The organism is Pseudoduganella plicata (genome assembly GCF_004421005.1).
GTDB classification, from domain to species: Bacteria; Pseudomonadota; Gammaproteobacteria; order Burkholderiales; family Burkholderiaceae_D; genus Rugamonas; species Rugamonas plicata.
Genome location: NZ_CP038026.1, coordinates 4,996,711 through 5,014,604 on the forward strand (window position 1 = coordinate 4,996,711; position 17,894 = coordinate 5,014,604).

12 protein-coding genes are annotated in these 17,894 nt (G+C 66.2%); 5 read left to right on the forward strand and 7 right to left on the reverse strand.

The window, feature by feature from the left end; all coding sequences use genetic code 11:
- The first annotated feature begins 18 nt into the window (after positions 1–18).
- Positions 19–714 (forward strand): 2'-5' RNA ligase family protein, encoded by a 696-nt coding sequence (locus E1742_RS22040; RefSeq protein ID WP_134387258.1) that lies wholly within the window; start codon positions 19–21, stop codon positions 712–714.
- A 30-nt stretch (positions 715–744) separates the two neighbouring features.
- Here the strand turns inward: E1742_RS22040 and E1742_RS22045 are convergent, their stop codons facing one another.
- Entirely contained in the window at positions 745–3,681 is a 2,937-nt protein-coding gene (locus E1742_RS22045; protein ID WP_134387259.1) for a PAS domain-containing protein, read from the reverse strand.
- Positions 3,682–3,840: 159 nt separating this feature from the next.
- Between E1742_RS22045 and typA the strand changes: the two genes are divergently transcribed.
- The 3 genes from typA (at position 3,841) to E1742_RS22060 (ending at position 10,184) form a co-directional block, all read left to right on the forward strand.
- Positions 3,841–5,673, forward strand: a complete 1,833-nt coding sequence (typA, locus tag E1742_RS22050; protein ID WP_134387260.1) for a translational GTPase TypA — start codon at positions 3,841–3,843, stop codon at positions 5,671–5,673.
- Between the two features lie 300 nt (positions 5,674–5,973).
- Positions 5,974–9,165 (forward strand): TonB-dependent receptor, encoded by a 3,192-nt coding sequence (locus E1742_RS22055; protein WP_229466226.1) that lies wholly within the window; start codon positions 5,974–5,976, stop codon positions 9,163–9,165.
- Positions 9,166–9,167: 2 nt separating this feature from the next.
- Positions 9,168–10,184, forward strand: a complete 1,017-nt coding sequence (locus tag E1742_RS22060) for a glycoside hydrolase family 43 protein (protein WP_134387261.1) — start codon at positions 9,168–9,170, stop codon at positions 10,182–10,184.
- Between the two features lie 39 nt (positions 10,185–10,223).
- Here E1742_RS22060 and E1742_RS22065 read toward each other — a convergent pair whose 3' ends face one another.
- Positions 10,224–10,775 (reverse strand): CGNR zinc finger domain-containing protein, encoded by a 552-nt coding sequence (locus E1742_RS22065; protein ID WP_229466228.1) that lies wholly within the window; start codon positions 10,773–10,775, stop codon positions 10,224–10,226.
- Between the two features lie 163 nt (positions 10,776–10,938).
- On the opposite strand from E1742_RS22065, the gene E1742_RS22070 reads away from it, so the two are divergent.
- Positions 10,939–11,895, forward strand: a complete 957-nt coding sequence (locus E1742_RS22070; RefSeq protein ID WP_134387263.1) for an alpha/beta fold hydrolase — start codon at positions 10,939–10,941, stop codon at positions 11,893–11,895.
- Between the two features lie 25 nt (positions 11,896–11,920).
- Here the strand turns inward: E1742_RS22070 and E1742_RS22075 are convergent, their stop codons facing one another.
- The 5 genes from E1742_RS22075 to rhaS are packed head-to-tail and all read right to left on the reverse strand — an operon-like array spanning position 11,921 to position 17,874.
- Positions 11,921–13,270 (reverse strand): FGGY-family carbohydrate kinase, encoded by a 1,350-nt coding sequence (locus E1742_RS22075; RefSeq protein WP_134387264.1) that lies wholly within the window; start codon positions 13,268–13,270, stop codon positions 11,921–11,923.
- Positions 13,267–14,286 (reverse strand): ABC transporter permease, encoded by a 1,020-nt coding sequence (locus E1742_RS22080; RefSeq protein ID WP_134387265.1) that lies wholly within the window; start codon positions 14,284–14,286, stop codon positions 13,267–13,269. The genes E1742_RS22075 and E1742_RS22080 overlap by 4 nt, the downstream gene beginning before the upstream one ends.
- On the reverse strand, positions 14,283–15,269 hold the full coding sequence (locus E1742_RS22085; RefSeq protein ID WP_134387266.1) for an ABC transporter permease: 987 nt from the start codon (positions 15,267–15,269) through the stop codon (positions 14,283–14,285). The genes E1742_RS22080 and E1742_RS22085 overlap by 4 nt, the downstream gene beginning before the upstream one ends.
- A complete protein-coding gene (locus E1742_RS22090; protein WP_134387267.1) occupies positions 15,266–16,852 on the reverse strand; it encodes a sugar ABC transporter ATP-binding protein in 1,587 nt (528 codons plus the stop codon). Before E1742_RS22090 ends, E1742_RS22085 begins: the two co-directional genes overlap by 4 nt.
- Positions 16,853–16,857: 5 nt before the next feature.
- Positions 16,858–17,874: a rhamnose ABC transporter substrate-binding protein gene (rhaS, locus tag E1742_RS22095; RefSeq protein ID WP_134387268.1), complete on the reverse strand. Its 1,017-nt coding sequence runs from the start codon at positions 17,872–17,874 to the stop codon at positions 16,858–16,860.
- Between the last annotated feature and the right edge of the window lie 20 nt (positions 17,875–17,894).

Consider the following 17,894-nt stretch of genomic DNA (forward strand, 5'->3'; position numbering starts at 1 on the left):
CGATTACAAGGAGACGCCATGACCGACCCGTACGACCTGCAATCCCGCTACGATGCCATCTGGCACGAAGCCGCGCCGGCACTGTCGCGCGGCGACGTGTCATGCGACGCCCAACTGGCCACCGGCAACGATCCACGCCGCGGCCTGACCCTGATCGCGCGGCCCGACGCGCAGCTGGCCGCCAGCTTTTCGGCGCTGCTGGACCGGCTGACGGATATCGAACCCGAACAATATCGCCACCCGGTGCCGGACATGCACGTCACGGTGCTGTCGCTGTTCACGGCCACCGTCGACCACGAGCCCGAGCTGGCCCGGGCCGCAGCCTACCGCGCGGCCGTGGCGGCCGCCGTGCGCGGCACGCCGCCATTCACGATCGAGTTCACCGGCATCACCGCCTCGCGCGGCGCCGTGCTTGCGCAGGGTTTCCCGCAAGGCGACGCGCTGCCCGCTTTACGCGACAGGCTGCGCGACGAACTGCGTGCGCGCGGCCTCGATGGTTCGCTGGACGGCCGCTACAAGCTGGTCACGGCCCATTCGACGCTGCTGCGCTTTGTCCGTCCGCTCGCGGCGCCGAAACGCTTCCTTCATGCCCTCACGCAGCTGCGCGAAACGCCGCTGGGCGCGATGCACGTGAACGCGCTGGAACTGGTGCAGAACGACTGGTACATGTCGAGTGCGACGCTGGAGCAGCACGACCGGCACGACCTGCGCTGACAGCGCCCGTCCCCGGCATGATCCCGATATCTACACGCCGCCAGCCGCGAACCCATCCAGCACCCGCGACAGCGCCTCCGTATCGACCGGCTTGACGAAGTGATGGTCGAACCCCGCGGCGCTGGACAGCAGGCGGTCGGCCGGCTGCCCATACCCCGTCAGCGCGATCATCAGCGCCTTGGACGTCCCGGCCCGGCTGCGCAGGTGCCGCGCCAGCGCGTAGCCGTCCATGCCCGGCAGGCCGATATCGAGCACAAATGCCTGTACCTTTTCCAGCGCCCCATCGTACAACGCCATCTCGGCATCCTCGGCGACCGCCACCGTGTGGCCCTGCGCCTCCAGCAGTGCTGCCAGCGAATTGGCTCCGTCGATATTGTCGTCGACAATCATGATGCGCAGCCCCTGCGACGCGGCGCCCGGCACGTGCTGCGGGGGCACGTCGCTGCAGGCAACATCGCCGTCCGCCAGCGGCAGCGTAATGGTAAATGTGCTGCCCTGTCCTTCGCCCGGGCTCTCGGCCGTGGCGCTCCCGCCGTGCAGCGCCGTCAGGCTGCGCACCAGCGCCAGGCCCAGTCCGAGGCCACCCTGCGTGCGGTCCGGGCTGCGTTCGCCCTGGATGAACAGGTCGAAGATATCCGGTAGCAGGGCAGCGGCGATGCCGTTGCCGTTGTCGGCGATGGCGATGCGGGCGTGGCTGCCGTCCACGTCGAGCGTCAGCACGATGCGGCCGTTCGACGGCGTGTACTTGGCGGCGTTATTGAGTACGTTGGCGATGACCTGCACGAGGCGCGTGCGGTCGCCCCGCACGTGCGTCCGTTGCGGCGGCGTGCGCACCTCCAGCGCGTGCCGGCGCGACTCGATCAGCGGTAAGGCCTGCTCGACGGCGCTGTTGACGATCTGCTTCAGGTCCAGGGTCGTCATGTGCAGCTCGACCAGGCCGCGCGTGACGCGCGAGACGTCCAGCAGGTCGTCCACCAGCTCCGTCATGTGGCGCACCTGGCGCACGATGATCTCGCTGGCCATCGTCCGTGCCTTTTCGTCCGCGTGCCGTACGCGTAGCAGCTGCGCGGCCGTGCTGATGGGCGCCAGCGGATTGCGCAGTTCGTGCGCCAGCATTGCCAGGAATTCATCCTTGCGCTGGGCCGCCTCGCGCAGCGCATCCTCGGCCAGCTTCTGCGTGTGGATGTCGGTGCAGGTGCCCATCCAGCGCACGATGCGGCCAGTCTCGTCGCGAATCGGCAGCGCGCGGCCCAGCACCCAGCGGTATTCGCCGGAACGGTGGCGCAGCCGGTACTGGATCTCGTAGGTGTCGCCGGACGCCAGGCTGTGGTGCCAGGCATGCCAGGCGCGCTGCTGATCGTCCGGATGGAACACGTCGTTCCAGCCCCTGCCGTCCGTGGAGCCTGCGGGCACGCCCGTGTATTCGTACCATTGCTGGTTGTAGTAGTCGTGATAGCCGTCGGGCAGCGTGGACCAGACCATCTGCGGCATGGCGTCGGCAATCGTGCGGAATTTCGCTTCGCTGTCGCGCAGCGCCAGCATGCTGGTCAGCCGTTCCGTCGCGGTGCGGGCCCGCTCGGCCACTTCGCGCATCAGTGCACAGTCCTCCGGCGACCAGTTGCGCGGGCTGGCATTGTTGACGAACAGGACGTTCATCAGGCGGCCCCCTTCCGTCAGCGGGATGTTGACGAAGGCCGTCGAACTGCGAGCGCGCAGCGCCTCGGCGGCACTCGCCGCGCGCGGGTCGGCAAAGGCATCGTCGACGATGACAATGCGGCCAAGCTTCATGTCGTCGACATAGTCGCCATAGTCGCCCAGATCGAGGCTGCCGGACAGCGACGCGACGCCGGGCGCCGCCCAGTCGTGAGCAAAGCGTACTTCGCCCGTGCGCTGGTCGAACGCGCCATACCCTACGCGGCTCACGCCAAGCGTCTCGCCCAGGATGCGCGCGGCGGTGTAGGCGATTTCGTCGGGGGTGCGCAGGTCGCGCAGGGCGTCGGTGAGACGGATCAGCGCATCGCGGCGGGCATTGGCCTGGACCCGGTCCGTGACATCGATCCCTTCGACGAAGATCCCGCGCACCGTTCCTTCCGGCGTGCGGATGGGCTGGAACACGAAGTCGATGTAACGTTCCTCGACCGGACCGCCGGGCAGCATCTGTACCGCGTACAGCGCGCTGCTCGCGGCCAGCGGCCGGCCGCTGCGGTAGACCTCGTCGAGCAGCGCGACGTACGCGCGCCCGGCCGCGCCGCCGAAACATTCCGCCACGGAGCGGCCCACCACGTCGCGGTGGCCCGTCAGCCGCAGGAAGCCCTGGTTGAGCAGGTCCACCTGATGCGCCGGACCGGACAGCATTGCCATGAACGTGGGCGACTGCTGGAACAGCTCTGCGAACTGCCGGCTTTCGCGCGCGTGCTGGGCCTGCGCCAGCAGCTCCGACTCCATCCGCATCGTCAGCGCGTGCGCCTGCACGGCAGCCGTCACGTCTTCCACCCGATGGATAATGTGGATGAGTTCTCCGTGCTCGCCGAATACGGGTGCGTTGACGGGACTCCAGTGGCGCTGTTCGAAGCCGCCGGCCATGCCGGGGATCGGAATGTCGTACTTCTGCACGGCCATCACATCGGCCATGCCGGTCTGGCGCACGCGCATCAGCGAGGCCCGCAGGTTGGCCACGCCATCGGCATTCGGATCGCTGGGGTTGTCGGGGAACGCGTCGAAGACGTTGCGGCCCACGATGGCTTCACGCTGCGTTGCGGTGGCGCGCAGATAGGCGTCGTTTGCCGCGACGATGGTGAATTCGGGCGACAGCAGCAGGTAGGGAGCGGGGCTGGCTTCGAATACGCGCTGGTAATCCGGTGCGCCGGCAGGCGCCGGGGGACGCGATTCGCGCGGCACGCGCCGCCTCAGGTGGCGCGGGACGGGCAGGCTTCCAGTCTGATTGTCGGGTGGACTTGCGGTGGCCATGGTTGTTGGATCTATGCTTTACGACAGCATGCCAGAATTCCGGCGCCCCGTTGTTTATTGTAGGGTGGCGGCGCCGCGTTGGTTATGAGAGCCATGCCATGGTATACTAGTGGGTTCAAGTGCAGCCGCACTCGCAGTTTTTCTGTAAACACAACGACTATGTCAAATACTAAACGCGCAATTCGCAATATCGCCATCATCGCTCACGTCGACCACGGCAAAACCACCCTCGTGGACCAACTGCTGCGCCAGTCGGGCACCTTCCGTGAAAACCAGCAGGTCGACACTCGCGTCATGGACTCGAACGACCTCGAGAAAGAGCGGGGCATCACGATTCTGTCGAAGAATTGCGCCGTCGAGTACGAAGGCACCCACATCAATATCGTCGATACGCCGGGCCACGCCGACTTCGGCGGTGAAGTCGAGCGCGTGCTGTCGATGGTCGACTCCGTGCTGCTGCTGGTCGATGCGCAGGAAGGCCCGATGCCACAGACGCGTTTCGTGACGCGCAAGGCACTGGCGCTGGGCCTGAAGCCGATCGTTGTCGTCAACAAGATCGACCGTCCGGGCGCGCGCGCCGACTGGGCCATCAATGCCACGTTCGAACTGTTCGACAAGCTGGGCGCCAACGACGAGCAGCTGGACTTCCCGATTGTCTACGCCTCGGGCCTGAACGGCTATGCCGGCCTGACGGAAGACGTCCGCGGCGGCGACATGAAGCCGCTGTTCGAAGCGATCCTGCAGCACGTTCCCGTCCGTGACGACAACCCGGACGGCCCGCTGCAGATGCAGATCACGTCGCTGGACTATTCGTCGTACGTGGGCAAGATCGGTATCGGCCGCATCTCGCGCGGCCGTGTCAAGGCCGGCCAGGATGTCGTCGTGGTCGACGGTCCGGGCGCAACCCCGATCAAGGGCCGCATCAACCAGGTGCTGAACTTCAAGGGCCTGGAACGCGTGCTGGTCGATGAGGCCGTCGCCGGCGACATCGTCCTGATCAACGGTATCGAAGAAATCGGTATCGGCTCCACCGTCTGCGCACCGGACACCGTGGATCCGCTGCCGATGCTGACCGTCGACGAGCCAACGCTGACGATGAACTTCATGGTCAACAACTCGCCGCTGGCGGGCCGCGAAGGCAAGTTCGTCACGTCGCGCCAGCTGCGCGACCGCCTGGACAAGGAACTGAAGGCCAACGTGGCACTGCGCGTGGCGCCGACCGACGACGACACGATCTTCGAAGTATCGGGCCGCGGCGAACTGCACCTGACGATCCTGATCGAAAACATGCGCCGCGAAGGTTTCGAGCTGGCCGTATCGCGTCCGCGCGTGGTGTTCAAGATGGTCGACGGCGTGCGTCACGAGCCGTATGAAAACCTGTCCGTGGACGTCGAAGAAGCCAACCAGGGCGGCGTCATGGAAGAACTGGGCCGTCGTCGTGGCGACCTGCAGAACATGGAATCGGACGGCAAGGGCCGCGTGCGCCTCGAGTACCGTATCCCTGCGCGTGGCCTGATCGGCTTCCAGGGTGAGTTCATGACGCTGACGCGCGGCACGGGCCTGATGAGCCACGTGTTCGACGCCTACGCACCGGTCGACAACACCCGTGGCGAAATGGCCGGCCGCCGCAACGGCGTGCTGATCTCGCAGGACGACGGCGCCGCCGTGGCCTACGCGATCTGGAAGCTGCAGGATCGCGGCCGCATGTTCGTGTCGCACAACGACCCGGTCTATGAAGGCATGATCATCGGTATCCACTCGCGCGACAACGATCTGGTCGTCAACCCGATCAAGGGCAAGCAGCTGACCAACGTGCGTTCGTCCGGTACCGACGAAGCGGTGCGCCTGGTGCCGCCGATCCAGATGTCGCTGGAATACGCCGTCGAATTCATCGAGGACGACGAACTGGTCGAGATCACGCCGAAGTCGATCCGCCTGCGCAAGCGCTTCCTGAAAGAGCACGAGCGCAAGAAGGCTTCGCGCGAAGCGTAATACCCGTCAGTCTCTGACAAAGCCGCCGGCATCCGCAAGGAGCCGGCGGCTTTTTTTGTCGCAGCTGCCAGGAGCGTTTTATTTGCGACGTCGCCGGCCTGGCGACGTTCACGTTCACCTCCACGTCCTCCGCGCAAAAGCCGCTCAACATAATGAGCAAAACTCCCCGTTAATCATCATGCTGATTCTTTGAAATCACGCGCCTTTTTATCCGCATGCCTCCCCTAGAATAAAAAACAGCCGGGCAAGAGAGCCCGCAAAACACAGGCCAATCAAAGGCCGACACCGGAGGAGATCATCGTGACCGAGCATTCGAACAACCGCCGCATCCACGCCCGCCACTGCCGCATGAGCGCCTGCGCGTTTGCCGCGGCGCTGCTCGCGGTGCAGGCCGCGCATGCGCAGACCGCTGCCCAACCGGCTGCGACGTCGGCCGACACGCCGGCGGGCGCGCCAGCCGCCGGCACGGCCGGTGCCGGCGGTGCGCCAGGCCGCCAGGCCGGCGGCGGCGACCAGGGCAATGTCGTGATGGTGGTCGGCACGCGCAAATCCGTCGCCTCCGCGATTGACCGCAAGATCCGCAACGCCACGGTGTCCGACTCGCTGGTGGCCGAGGACATCAACCAGTTCCCCGACAAGAACGTGGGCGAAGCGCTGTCGCGGATCACCGGCGTGCAGCTGTCGCGCTCCTTCGGCGAAGGCTCGCAGGTAGCGATTCGCGGCGTGGAGCCGGACCTGAACCGGGTAGAGATCAACGGCATGTCGGTGCTGAGCACGGGCGGCGGAGCGGGGCGCGGCGCCGAGCTGCGCGAGCTGGCGTCGGAACTGATCGCGTCGATCGACGTCTACAAGGGCACCACGGCGGACATGACGGAGGGAGGCGTCGGCGGCACCGTCAGCATCAAGACGCGCAAGCCGCTCGATTTCAAGAAGCCGATGATCGCCACGACGATCTCCGGCGAACATTCGACCAGCCGCGGTGGCGTCGATCCCCGTGCCAGCCTGCTGCTGGCGGACCGCTATTTCGGCAACCGCCTCGGGCTGATGGCCAACCTCGTCTACGACAAGGTGCTGACGCAGAACGACTATGCCCGCAACACGTCGTGGCGCTTCCTGCGCGACTGGGACATGTCGGCCGAGAAGACGGTGGTCAGCCGCAACCCCGCGCTGGCGGCAATCGGCACGAAGGCGGGCTGCGATGGCGTCGCCGCGGACGACAAGACGGCCTGCCTGAATCAGTGGAACGACTACTCGCCCGGCATTCCGCGCTACGGCATCTGGACGCGCGACCACAAGCGCACGTCGGCAGAACTGACGGCCCAGTATGAATTCGCCAAGGACTTCACCGCGTTCGCCAGCTACCAGGACAACAAGCAGGACCAGCGCCTGAACGACCGCAACTACGGCACCAACTTCGAGAACATCAATCGCCTGTACAACGCCGGCAGTGCCCCGGTGTATGACGGCGCGGGCCGGCAGACCACGGCCGGCACGTGCACCCCCGTCTCCACCACGGCCACGCCGGCCGGCATGACGGTGCGCGATCATTACGTCACCGAATACACGGTCGGCGACTGCGTGTACACCGCGGGGCAGGGCGGCCAGGGCGCCTTCTACACGTCGGCCCGCGACTTCTCGCTGAACGTCCGGTCGAAATACTATTCGACGGGTTTCAACTTCAAGCGCGGCCGGCTGGAAGCGGAAGGCCTGGTCGGCAAGTCGAAGTCCGACTACATCAGCCAGAGCAACAACGTGACGATGACGATGGACGCGCCGGGGCTGAAGGTATCGCTGGACAACCAGGGCTTGCCGCACTTCGGCTTCCCGGCCGGGTATTCGCCCGAGAACAGCAGTGCGTACACGCAGGTGCAACTGCAGTACCGCCCCGAGGAAGTGAAGAACACGGAAGACCAGGTCAAGCTCGATCTGAAGTACCGACTCGACACGCCGTTCTTCACGAAGATCTGGTTCGGCGCGCAGGCGCGCAAGTCGACGGGGCGCCAGTTCAAGGGCGGCGGCTTCCTGCGCAGTAACGGTTCGGACCTGGCCGGCGTGGGCGACGACGTCATCGTCCCGAGCGCGAACGTCAACCAGACGCTGATCTGGGACCCGAACTGGAGCGGCACGCCGCGCGCGCCCGATACGCGGTCGCTGCTCAACCCTTACAGCTCGACCGCCTACGTGACCGGCGCCCAGATGGCGCAGCTGATCGACACGATCCGCACCCGCTCGCCCGGGTCCTTTTTCAAGGGCTTCGACAACGTCAGCAACCTGCCGTCGAACTGGACCGCGCCCGATTTCAACAAGGCGGCGCCGTACTTCGACCTTTCGCACTTCAACCATGATTTGGTGCAGAGCGCCCGCGCCAGCGACGGCAACGTCTATCCACAGATCCCCACCTACGGCGCCGAAGAACGCGTGCGCTCGACCTACGGCCGGCTGGACTTCGACACGGAGCTGTTCGGCTATACCATCAACGGCAACGTTGGCGCGCGCTACACGCACACCCGCGCCGTGGCGACGGGTTCGTACCAGAACAAGGTGCGCATCGCCACCGGCACGGGGACGTCCGGGTGGGTCGACTACATCGTCGAAAACGGCATCTCCAGCGTGGCGAGCTCGTACCACGACGTGCTGCCCAGCGCGAACGCGATGATGTGGCTCGTGCCGGACATCTTCCTGGCGCGCGTCGGCTGGGGCAAGGTGATGTCGCGCCCGCGCATCGACCTGCTGGCGCCGAACGCCATCTGCACCCTGAACAGCGGCAGCAGCGCCTTCGGCGGCGACGGGACGGACGACTGCACGGCCGGCAATCCGGACCTGAAGCCGTTCCGCGCCACGAACACGGACCTGTCGCTGGAATACTACCCGGGCCCGGACACGCAGGTCAGCGCGGCCTTCTTCAAGAAGGAGATCTCGAGCTACATCCTGGAGAAGCAGCTGCAGAAGGGTGTCGACGTGTTCCATGACGGCAGCCGTTGGGACGTCACGCAGCCGGTCAACGGCAAGGGCGCCACGACCAGGGGCATCGAGATCACGGCGCGCACGGCGTTCACGTTCCTGCCCGGCTGGCTGGGCGGCTTCGGCGGCGACGTCAACTACACGCGCATGACGTACAAATATGCGGCGGGCACGGAGCGCCTGAATGTCCTCGATGGCACGGTGCTGCCATATCCGGGCCTGTCGAAAAACAGCTATAACGTGGCGCTGTGGTATGACCGCGGTCCGATCAATGCCCGCGTCGCCTACAACGCGCGCGACCGCTACTACACGGGCGGAAACGACATCTCGGGCAATCCGAATTTCCAGGAGAAGACGGGCTACCTCGATGCCAAGTTCCAGTACCGCTACAATGACAACATCACGTTCTCGATCGAGGGCAAGAACCTGACGGACCAGGAGGAGATCACCGACGCGGGCGACCTGTTCCGCGTCAACGAGCTGGCCTTCTCCGGGCGCCGTTACTACGCCAGCGTCTCGCTCAAATTCTGACCATGCGCCAGTCTGTCTCCGGCGCCGCGGGCCTCGTGCTCGCGGTGTTGTTCGCATCCGTAGCCGTCGCCGCCGATGCCGCTGCCACATTCGACAATCCGTTGGTGCGGCAGCGCGCCGACCCGCACGTGACGCTGCAGCCCGACGGCCACTACTACTTCACGGCCACGGTGCCCGAATACGACCGCATCGAGCTGCGGCGTGCGCGCAGCCTCGACGCATTGGGCGCGGCCGAGTCCAGGGTGGTGTGGCGCAAGCATGCGGAAGGTCCCATGAGCCATCACATCTGGGCGCCCGAGCTGCACCGCATCGACGGCAAGTGGTACCTGTACTTCACGGCCGGGCGCGCGGATGCCATCTGGGACATCCGCCTGTACGTCCTGGAGAACGCATCGGACGATCCGTTCGCCGGACAGTGGATCGAACGGGGCCAGCTGAAGACAGGCTGGGAATCGTTCTCCCTCGACGCCACGACGTTCGCGCTGGAGGGAAAACGCTATCTGGTCTGGACGCAGCGTCCGCCTAACAGCCCGAAGCAGGTCACCGCGATCTACATTGCGCGCATGGACACGCCACTGTCCATCGCCGGCCGCGCGACGCTGCTGTCGCAGCCGGACTACCCGTGGGAGAAGGTGAAGCACGACGTCAACGAAGCACCCGCCGTGCTGGTGAAGAACGGCCGCGTGTTCCTCACCTATTCGGCCAGTGCGACGGACGCCAGCTATGCGCTGGGCATGCTGACGGCGTCCGCCGGTGCCGACCTGCTGGATGCGCGATCCTGGACCAAGTCGCCGCAGCCGGTCTTCGCCAGCAGCGCCGCCAACCGCCAGTACGGACCAGGCCACAACGCGTTTACGACGACGCCGGACGGCAAGACCGACATCCTCGTCTACCATGCGCGCAACTACCGCGACATCGTCGGCGATCCGTTGAAAAACCCGGACCGGCACACGCGCGCGCAGGCAATCGACTGGCGCGCCGACGGGACGCCCGACTTCGGTAATCCCGTCGCCGACTGAAAAAAATGAGGTAAAAGAAACGGGGTCAAAAAAACGGGGTCAGCTGCTGCTGCGTTTCCTGAACTGGGCCGCCTTGTAGCGGTTGCCGCACAGGGCCATGCTGCACCAGCGCCGCTTGTGCGCCTTCGTGCGGTCGTAGAACCACAACACGCAGTCGGGGTGCTCGCATTGCCTGACGAGGGCGAAATCGCCTTCCGCCAGCAGGCCCGCTACCGCTTCGGCAACGGGGCCGAGCAATGCCGCCAGCGTCGTGCCGCGCTGCGTGCGGGTCAGCACCAGATTGCCCGCTCCGTCGCGCTCCAGATGCGGCGCGCTGAGGCAGGCGTGCAGATACTCGTTCAGGCCGTCGATATCGCCCATCGTGTTCTCCTTGCGCTGGACGATCAACCTGTGCGCCAGCGCGCGCAGCGCTTTCGCGCGCGTCAGCAACGCATTGCGGTCGATCGCGCCGGTTTTTGGAGCGATATCATGCCGCGCCAGCCAATCCAGTACGTCGTCGCCGCTGTTCCAGTAATCGACGGTCGCGCCGTCGTTGCGCGCCTGCGTATTGAGCAGATCGAGCGCCAGATGGTCGCCTACGATTGGCGCCACGCTTATGCCGCCGTCATCCGACACTGCCGAATCCTTCATTTCGTAACCTGTAAAAATTGAGTTGACAGGTTATTTTGTGCCGCGCATACTGGGCTCACAGTAACCTGTTAAGCTAAATTATACAGGTTATTTAATCCGACCGCCTTTACACCAGGGGAATCACATGACCGCACAAAATACGCTGCTCGCCGCCGCCACCCTTGCCACCGCCTTTAACGCCAATGCCGTCGACAGTCCCGTGCAGGTCCACCACAGGACAATCGATATCCAGGGGGTGACCGTGTTCTACCGCGAGGCTGGCCCCGCACAGGCCCCGACCGTCCTGTTGCTGCACGGATTCGGCGCTTCGTCGTACATGTTCCGCGAGCTGATCCCGCGGCTGGCCGTGAAGTACCACGTGGTCGCCCCCGACTTGCCGGGCTTCGGGCAGACGTCCGTCATGCCGGGCGTGGCGTTCCGCTACACGTTCGACAACCTCGCTGCCGTGATCGACGCCTTCACCGTCGCGAAAGGCATGGAGCGCTACGCCATGTACGTGTTCGATTACGGTGCGCCGGTGGGCTGGCGGCTGGCGGTCAGGAACCCGCACAGGATTGCGGCGATCGTCAGCCAGAACGGTAACGGCTATGAGGAGGGCCTGAGCGCCGGCTGGGCGGACATGCGCAAGGCATGGGCGGCGCCCACGGCGGCGAACCGCGAGGCGCTGCGCCGATTCAACACGCTCGAGATGACGAAGTGGCAGTACACGGAGGGCGTGAGCGACACGTCGCTGATCGCGCCGGAGACCTACCAGCTGGCCCATGCGGCGATCGAGCGCATCGGCGTCGAGGCGCAGATGGATCTGCTGCTCGACTACGGCCAGAATATCCGCCAGTATGCGCAGCTGCACGACTTCTTCCGGCGCTACCAGCCGCCGCTGCTCGCAATCTGGGGGAAGAACGATCCGTTCTTCACGCCGGCCGGCGCCGAGGCGTTCCGGCGCGACAACCCGAACGCCGAGGTGCGCTTCCTCGACACCGGCCACTTCGCCATCGAAACGCACGGCCAGGACATTGCGGCGGGAATGCTGGAGTTCCTGGGCCGCAGCCTGGATCTGCCCGCGAAGCCTGCCACGCCTTAAGCCATCGGCAGGGGCGGCACGTGTATCAGTTCAGGCGGTGCAGCCACGCATCGCGGTAAGCCACCCAGCGGTCGAGACGGAGCGGCGCCGCAATGGCCGACCGCGCCCGTGGCACGCTGCCCCAATGGGCCAGCATCCAGCCGCCGCACGTGGTGCCGCTGGCATCGTCGGTCACGGCGACGGATTGGCCTGGCCGCAGGGCCGCCAGCAGCGGCGCGAAGTGCGGGTTATTCGTAAAGCTGCCTTCGACGACAATGGCGCCATCGGCGCCCAGGGCCGACAGGCAGTAGTCGCTCATCAGCACGCAGTACAGTGTGGCCAGCGCGCAGCGCTCCTTGTCGTTGACGGGCGCCGGACCGGCGACGCTGCCGGCACGGCCGGCAAACGGTCCGCCGGCGCCGGCAAAGCCGGGCAACGCGTATGTGCCGCCGTCGATCATGCGTTGCAGCGCAGCGGCGTCGCAGGATACCGGGTTGGCGCCCGCCAGCTCGGCGAATTCGCGTCCGCCCATGAATCGCATGCTGGGCACGGCGTGGCCCGACGCGCTGGTATTGGCCAGCATGTCCGCTTCCTCGCGCAAGCCGTCCAGCGGCTTGCCAGGTGCCGCGGCAATGACCCACGTCCCCGTGGACAGCACGGCGGGACCATCGGAGCCGCCCAGATGACGCAGCAGCGATGCATTGCTGTCGTGAATGCCGCAGACGACGCGGCAGCCGGCAGGCAATCCGGTCTGCGCGGCCAGCGCGGGCAGGATCGTGCCGAGCGTGTCCCAGGCGCGGCGCAGCGGCGGCAGCAGGTCCTGCCAGCCCATCTTGTCGACCAGCCCCGAATACTGCTGGCGCGCCGGATCCCACAGGTCAGTATGGCAGCCCAGCGACGTCACTTCGCCGGCGGCCACGCCACACAGCCGCCACGCCCAGTATTGCGGATACATGAGAATGTGGCGCGTGCGCGCGAATTCGATCGGGTACGCCGTCGCCAGCCATGCCAGTTGCCGGCCCAGGTTCAAGCCCGCCGGCAGGCGCGGCGAGCGCGTGTCTGCATAGGCCGGCCGCACGGCGAGATACTGCGCCAGCGGGACGGCCGGTTCGTGCTCGTAGTCCGGGATCGGCAGCGTCAGGCCGTCGTCATCGACCAGGGCGGCTGTCGCCCCGTGCGTGACGGGCACGATGGCATCGATGGCCGCCATGGTGGCGAACTCGCCCAGACCGTCGAGCATCCAGTGCCAGATGCCTTCCGTGTCGTGGTGCGGATAGGGGCCGTCGCGCAGCACGGCATTGGCGCGGCGCCGCTCGGCCAGCTGGCGGCCGTCGGCATCGATCAGTGCCAGCTTGACGTTGGTCTTGCCGATATCGAGAACGACGGTCGCCGTCATTTCGCCACCTTGCGCCCGCGCAGCAGCCGTGGCACGGCAATCGTCACGAGCAGCAGCAGGCCGATCACGATCGTCATGTAGATGCCCGGCACGTTCGCCAGCGACAGGCCGTACGTCACGGTGCCCAGCGTCAGCACGGCCAGCAGCACGCCGCCGATGGTGCCGGCGCCGCCGGCGATACTGACGCCGCCGAGGATCACCATCGTGATCACTTCCAGCTCCCAGCCCATGGCGATATTGGGCCGCGTGCTGCCGATGCGACCCGTCAGCAGGTATGCCGCCAGGCCCGCCATGGCGCCCGTCAGCATGAACAGCACGAGGCGGTAGCGATCGACTTCGATGCCGGCAAAACGCGCCGCGACGGGGTTGTTGCCAATGGCGTAGATGCGCCGGCCCCAGCGCGTCGCATGCAGCACGACGGCGAACAGTGCCGCGAACGCCAGCAGCACGACGAATTCGCGGGGGATCACGTCGAAGAAGTAGCCTTGCCCCCAGTCGGCCATCAGTTGCGGGTAGCCGGTAAAGGCCTTGTCGCCCAACACCACACTGGCCAGGCCCCGGAACAGCGAGACGGTGCCGATGGTGACAACGATGGAAGGCAGCGCGAAGCGCGTCACCAGTACACCGTTCAGCAGGCCGCAGGCCGTGCCGGCCGCCAGCGCGACGGGCAGCAGCAGCGCCGGTGGCACGCCATGGGTGTTGGCCAGGCCGAGGGCGACGGAACACAGCGCCAGGATGCCGGACACGGAGATGTCGATCTCGCGGCAGATGATCAACAGCGCCATCGGCAGTGCGATCAGTGCCTTCTCGCTGAAGTTGAACGTGCCGTCGGCGAGGTTGTACGGATCGAGGAAGTTCGGCACGAGGATGCCGTTGACGAGGAACGCGGCCACGAAGAGAAGGGCCAGCAGCGTCTCCCATTTGCCCAGCAGGGCATAGGGGCGGAAGCCGGGCCGGTCGAGGATCGTGTAGCGCGAGCTGTGGGTGCTGGTCATGTTGGCGGTCGATGAGTTCATGCGGCACCCCGTTGCAGCAGGTGCAGGGGCAGGATCTGGCGTCCGGCATGCTTGGCGTCGCGGGCATTGATCAGCACCGCGGCAAGGATGACGAGGCCCGTCAGCGCGCTTTGCCAGAACGGCGACACCTGTACGACGGGCAGCGCGTTGCCGATCACGGCGAGGAACAGCGCACCCAGCACGGCACCCGTGACGCTGCCCGTGCCGCCGGCGATGCTGATGCCGCCGATGACGCAGGCGGCGATCACGGTGAATTCAAAGCCGTAGGCGATCTCCGTATAGGCGACGGCATAGCGCGCCACCCACAGAAAGCCGCACAGGCCGGCCATGGCGCCGGACAGGCCATAGGTCCACAGCAGCCGGCGCGCCATCGGGATCCCGACATAGCGGGCGCACGACGGCGCATTGCCGACGGCATACAGGTCGCGGCCGAAGCGGCTGTGGCGCGCAATGAACCACGCCGCCAGCACGGCGACAGCCGCGATCCAGACGAGGTGCGTGATGCCGAGGAAGCGCGTCAGCGGGAACGCGATGAAGTCCTGCGGCATCTGATGCGACGACACCCATGCGCCGCCGGACAGCACGAACACGAGGCCGCGATAGACGCTCATTGTGCCAAGCGTGACGACAATGGGCGGCAGCTCGAGGTAGCCGATCAGCCAGCCGTTGACGAGGCCCAGCACGAGGCCGATGGCGGTGGCGGCCAGCACTACTGTGACCAGTGGCAGGGCGGGATGGCGCGACGCCAGCAGCGCGGCCATCATTCCGGACAGCGCCAGGTTCGACGCCACGGACAGGTCGACGCCGCGCGTGACGATGACCAGCATCTGCGTCAGCGCCAGCATGGTCAAGAGGGTGCTGTCTGTCAGCAGGTTGGACAGGCTGGCGGCGCTGACGAATACGGGCGAGCGCAGGCCCACGAGGCACACCAGCACGATGATGGAGCAGGCCAGCAGCGTTTCACGTTGTTTAAGCATGTTCATACGGCCTCCGGGACGGCTGCATTTTCATCCGGGCTGCAACCGGATGCGGCGGCAACGACGTTTTCCGGCGTGGCCTCAAACCGGGAGAACTCGCGTTGCACGCGACCCTGGTGCATCACGACGATGCGGTCGGCCAGTCCCAGCACCTCGGGCAGTTCGGACGATACGAGGATGACGGCCAGGCCCTGGCCGACCAGCTGGCCGATGAAACGGTGCACGGCGGCCTTTGAGCCGATGTCGATACCCTTGGTCGGCTCGTCGAGGATGATCACCTTCGGATTGGTCGCCAGCCATTTGCCCAGCACGACCTTCTGCTGATTGCCGCCCGAGAGTTCGGCCACGTGCTGGCACAGGTGGCTGGCCTTCAGCTCCAGCTGCTCGCTGTAGTGGCGCGCCACGGCGCTCTCCTCGGCGCGGCGGCCGCGCAGGAAGAAGCCGATGCGGTCCAGGATCGGCAACGTGATGTTATGCAGGATCGGCATCGTCAGGTGCGCGCCCTGGTGCTGGCGGTCCTCAGGCACGTAGGCGATGCCATGGCGGATCGCCTCGGCCGCGCAGCCGATGCGCACCGGGGCGCCGTCCAGTTTTACGGCGCCGCGTGCCTGTGGGCTCAGGCCGAACAGCGCCTGCATCACTTCCGAGCGGCCCGCGCCGACCAGTCCGTAGAAGCCCAGGATTTCACCCCTGCGCAACTGGAAGCTGACGCCGTCGAATTCCGTCGGGTGGCAGAAATTTTCCACCTCCAGCACCATGGGGCCGGGTGTCACGTCCGCTTTCGGGTAGGCCTGGTGCACGGCGCGGCCCACCATCAGGGCGACCAGGTCCGCCTCCGTCACGTCGGCAATGCTGCCGCTGGAAACGTACTGGCCGTCGCGCAGCACCGTGTAGCGGTCCGCCACGGCGAAAATCTCGTCGAACTTGTGGGTAATGAAGATGATGGCCGTGCCGGCCGCGCGCAGCTGGCGCACGATCCGGTACAGCTCCTGGATCTCGCGCTGCGACAGCGCGGCGGTGGGCTCGTCGAGGATGACGACGCGGGCCCGCTGCGACAACGCCCGCGCGATCTCGACAAAGTGGCGCTGCGCGACTGACAGGTCCTTGACCTTCGCCCGCACGGGCAGCGCCACTTCCAGCCGTGCGAACAGCTGCGCCGCTTCCTGCTCCACCCGGGCCCAGTCGACGCGGCCGCCCTTGACGGGGTGGCGGCCCACGTAGATGTTCTCGGCCACCGTCAGCTCGTCGAACATCACGCTTTCCTGGTGCACGGCGGTGATCCCGGCCGCCATCGCGTCCTGCGCGTTGGCGAACGTGACGCTCTGCCCGCCCAGCAGGATGCTGCCTTCGTCGGGCTGATAGATGCCCGTCAGCGTCTTGACGAGCGTGGACTTGCCGGCGCCGTTCTCGCCGATCAGCGCCATCACTTCGCCGGCTGACACGGATAGCGCTACCTTGTTGAGTGCCACGATGCCGGCGAAGCGCTTGCCGATCCCGGTCAGCTGCAGTACGGGGGCAGGTGCGAGGCCCGAGGCGGAGGTGTGCGGGGGCGTTCCCGGCGCTGCCGGGTCATGAAGAGTCGCTGCCATGGCGGTTAGAAAATCTTCGAGAATTGATCGACGTTGGAGGCGTTGTACGTGAACGGCTCGGCCATCGCGGCCTCGCCTTTCGCGTCGATGGCGATGCTGCCCATGCGCCCGGCATCCACCTTGCCGCCCGCCCTGGCGTCCGGCCGGCCCTTGACGAAGTCATAGGCCGCGTACGTGGCCGCGTAACCCAGGTCGATCGGATTCCAGATGGCGAATTCCTTGACCGCGCCGCTCTTCACGTGACCGGCCATTTCGGACGGCAGCCCCAGGCCGGTGACGTACACCTTGCCGACCAGTTTTTCGTCGACGACCGCCTTGCCGGCCGCGTTGATGCCGACGGTGGTGGGGGCGATGATCGCCTTCAGGTTCGGATAGCTGCGCAGCAGACCCTGCGCCTCGCGGTAGCTCTTGTCCGACTGGTCGTCGCCGTAGACGGTGGCAACCAGCTTCAGTTTCGCGAACTCCGGCTTGGCCAGCTCCGACTTCATCACGTCGATCCACAGGTTCTGATTGGTGGCCTGGGCCGACGCGGACAGGATGGCGATCTCGCCGGCACCGCCGATGGCGCTGCTCGCCATCTCCAGCTGCTTGCGCCCGATCAGCCGGGCGCTGGATGGGTTCAGCTGCATCAGCCGCCCTTCGGGCGCCAGGCCGCTGTCGAAGGACACCACCTTGATCCCTCGCTGCATGGCCTTCTTCGCGATGGGCACCAGCGCGTTCGGGTCATTGGCGGAGATGACGATCGCATTGACCTTCTGGCTGATCAGGGAGTTGACGATCTCGATCTGGCCTTCCGCGCTGGGCGTGGTCGGCCCCGTGTAGATGATCTCAACATCCTTCAGCTGCGCCGCCGCTTCGTTCGCGCCCGTGTGGGCGGCGTCGAAGAAGCCGTTGCCCAGGCTTTTCACGACCATGGCGATGCGGATCTTGCCGTCGGCCGGCGCGGCGGCCTTGTCGCCGCAGCCTGCGAACAAACCCAATGCCAGCAGGGACAGCGAAGCAGCCAGCGTCCGGCGTTTCATTGCTTTCTGGTTCAATGCGA